The organism is Streptomyces sp. NPDC004561, assembly GCF_053602155.1.
Map to the genome: position 1 here is coordinate 1 of NZ_JBSGDB010000700.1, position 3408 is coordinate 3408.

Sequence of the window (3408 nt, forward strand, 5' to 3'; positions counted from 1 at the left end):
ACGCCTCCGGGCACTTCTTCGTGAGCTATGGCCCGCTGCACTCCTGACAGCGATCACCGAGCCGGGCGTTGTTCCGGGATCGGCGGGGCGAACTATCCACAAGATTTGACTATTACTCTCGATACGGGCCAGTCGACCCGAATCGTCTCTCGGCGCCGGCGCCCCTCAGTGGTCAGACCGCCCCCGTCAAGAACTACAGCCACCGCTCCATACTCATCCGGTGCTTCAGGGGAGTTCACCCTGTCGAGCCAAGGTCAACTACTGAGCAACTGCCAGGTCCAGGGGCGGCAAGGGATCGGCGACTTCGGCATGAATTCCGTTCTGTCTGGGTGCCGTTGGCAGGTGCGACGTACGGCGTGCCTCCCGGTCCTCGGGTGTAATGAGATCGGCAGACTCTTCACTCCGGCGCCTCACGGCATCTGCCGAGGCAGGCTTCGGGCGGCCGGCACCGCACCGATCGACCACCCAGAAAGGGAGAGGCGTGAAGGTCCTCGTAGCAGGGGCGACAGGCTATCTCGGGACTCGTGTTGTCCCGGACCTCAAGGAACGCGGCCATGTGGTCCGCGCACTGGTGCGCAACCCGGACCGGCTGGGGCCGCTCCGCGGCCTGGTGGACGAGGTGATCACCGCGGATGCCACGGACGTCCATGCCCTCGCCGGCTGTTGCGAGGGGGTCGACGTGGTCGTCAGCACCATCGGACTCGTGGGCAGGCCGGCCAAGTTGACGTGCTGGGATGTCGACTACGGGGCCAACCTCAACCTGCTGCGGGAGGCGCAACGGGCGCATGTCGACAAGTTCGTGTACGTCTCCGTGGTCCACGCGCCGGGGCTGGAGAAAGTGGCACTCGTCCAGGCAAAGCGTGCCTTCGAGAAGGAACTCCAGGTCTCAGGGATGGGACACACGATCCTCTATCCGAACGGCTACTTCTCGGACATGGAGGACTACCTCCGCATGGCACGCAAAGGCCGGGCTTTCGTCTTCGGCAGAGGCGGCCTCCGCATCAACCCCATCGCGGGTGAGGACGTCGCGGCCACCCTCGCCGACGCCGTCACCGGCGACGACCGGGTCATCGAGCTCGGCGGCCCCGAGTTGCTCACGCACGAGCAGATCGCACGAGCCGCCTTCCAGGCCCTGGACAGGCCCGCCCGGATCACCCATCTCCCGCTGGGCATGCTCAAGATCGGCTTGATGCTGCTGCGCCGGCTGACCCCCGTGCGTATCCACGGAGTGCTTGAGTTTCCCCTGACCGTCCTCACCCAGGACGTCATCGCCCCCACGGTCGGTCGACGACGTCTCGCAGACCACTTCCGCGGCGAAGCCGAACCGCGGCCTTGAACCTCAGCTCTAGGCCGAGCACAACCCGTTGTCGGGAGCCGGTGTCGCCGGGCCGGTCGAAGCAGCGCGGGTCGCCGGAAGGCGGGCCGTACAGCCCCTCGCGGTAGTTCAGCGGGCGGGGTGGGTGCTGGACGGCGAGGGCCCCAGGCGCCAGTCCGAGGCTCTGCCAGAACCCACGCAGCGCCGCAGCGCTTCGACCAAACCCGAATGCCCCGCGTCCTCCGCCCCCGGCGCGGAGGGAACACGCCGGGCGGCGGGGATGTGCCACGGCGGCGTCGCGGCAGGCGTCAGTCGGCCGTTGTACCGAGCGCTCCGATCCAGTCGCGTACCGCCGCGGCCGTCGTGCGCGCGTCCTCCTCGAGCATGCTCAGATGGCTGCCGGGGACATCCGCCGTGTCATGGGCGCCCGGCCAGGCCGACCGCCACCGCTCCGGCATGTCCGGCAACGGCTGTGTGGCCCGTACGAACAAGGTGGGCACGCGCGTCGGCTGTGGCTGCCAGGCGCGGAACATCCGGGTGTACGCGCCCAGCGCCAGCAGCGTCAGGTCGTCCACCGCGCCGTCGAACTGCTCGCCCATGGCCAGAGGCATTCGCGCGGGCAGGGCCAGCAGCCAGGGTTCGGCTTCCCGGTCCGGTGTGATGTGGTGCGTGTCCGCCAGAACGAGTCCGGCCGGCGGATCGCCGTCGGCCGACAGCCGTTCGGTGACCGCGTGCGCCGCCGTACCGCCCATGGAGTGGCCCACGACGACGTACGGGCGACCGCCGAGGTGACGCCTCACCGTGGCCGCGTGCAGCCCGGCCAGCGTCCGCAGGTCCCTCGCCACGGCGTCCCCGTCGTCGAGGCCGGGGTGCCGCAGCTCGAAGACGTCCCGTTCGCCGTCGAAGCAGGGGGCGAGCCCCGCGTGCCAGGGCCGCCCCAGGTTGGGGGCGAAGCCCGGGACGCAGACGAGCGCCGGGCCGCCCGCGCCGCTGGCCAGGCGCAGCGGCGACAGCTCGTGCCGGTCGGCGTCGTCGCTGCCGAAGGACGGCGCGCCGAGGGACGCGGTCACCAGCAGGTGCATGGCCGAGACCACGTCACCCGTCTCGCAGACCTTCCGGTAGAGGGCCGGAAGGGATTGAGCGGCGCGAGGGCCGTGCGCCGCACGCAGGTCGGACGAGTGGTGCGGTCGCGGAGTCTGGGAAGTGGCTGTCCCTGCCGTGGTCGGTGTCGAAGACGCAAGGAGCGGCGAGGAGGCGGGGCCGCCGGCGGCCCGTGCTGCCGCGGGCACGTCCATGTCCGGCCCGTCCGGCGCCCCTTCGGGCAGGGCATCACTCAACTCCGCGTACACATGGGCCGCGAGCTCCTCCACGCTCGGCCTGTCGTACACGACGGTGGCCGTCAGCGGCACCCCGGTCAGCAGGCTCAGCCGGTTGCGCAGCAGCACGCTCATCAGCGAGTCGAAGCCCAGTTCGGGAAAGCCGCGGTCGACGGCGCTCGCGCCCGTGTGACCGAGCACGGCGGCTGCCTCGGCGCGGATCAGGTCCTGAAGCGTCGTCACTCGCTCGGCAGCGGGAAGGTCGGCCAGCCGGTCACGCCAGGCGCCTTCGGTTCCGTCCGGGGCTTCGTCCCCGGCCGGATCGGACGACGCTTTCGGCCGGGCCGGACGCAGTAGCCCGCGCAGCGGCGGTGGTACGGGTGTCCCGGCGGCCAGCGCTCCGGGCGTGCGGTCCAGCGGCAGTGGCGCCAGTACCGGGTCGGTGCCGGTCAGGGCGGCGTCGAAGAGCGCCAGGGCCTGTTCGGGGGCGACCGGGCGTACCGCGCCGCCGTGGACCCGGTCGGTGCGGGCCGCCATGCCGTCCGTGTCGGCCCAGGGCCCCCAGAGCAGCGACAGGGCGGGCAGCCCGAGCGCGGCGCGGTGTCCGGCGAGCGCGTCCAAAAAGGAGTTCGCCGCGGCGTAGTTGACCTGGCCCGGGTTGCCCAGCAGACCGGCTGCCGAGGAGAACAGGACGAAGTGCGTCAGGGGCAGGTCCTTCGTCAGCTCGTGGAGGTGCCAGGCGGCGTCGGCCTTCGGCCTCAGGACGGCGGCGAGTCG

The 3408-nt window shown here is 71.1% G+C and carries 2 protein-coding genes; one reads left to right on the forward strand and one right to left on the reverse strand.

Features of this window, described 5'->3' with window-relative positions; genetic code table 11:
* Positions 1-481: 481 nt before the first annotated feature.
* Positions 482-1336, forward strand: coding sequence for an SDR family oxidoreductase (locus tag ACWEN3_RS43835; RefSeq protein WP_452983547.1), 855 nt, complete (start codon positions 482-484; stop codon positions 1334-1336).
* Positions 1337-1623: 287 nt separating this feature from the next.
* On the opposite strand, the gene ACWEN3_RS43840 is transcribed toward ACWEN3_RS43835, so the two are convergent.
* The coding region (locus tag ACWEN3_RS43840) for an alpha/beta fold hydrolase (protein ID WP_452983550.1) at positions 1624-3408 on the reverse strand (1785 nt) is incomplete at its 5' end.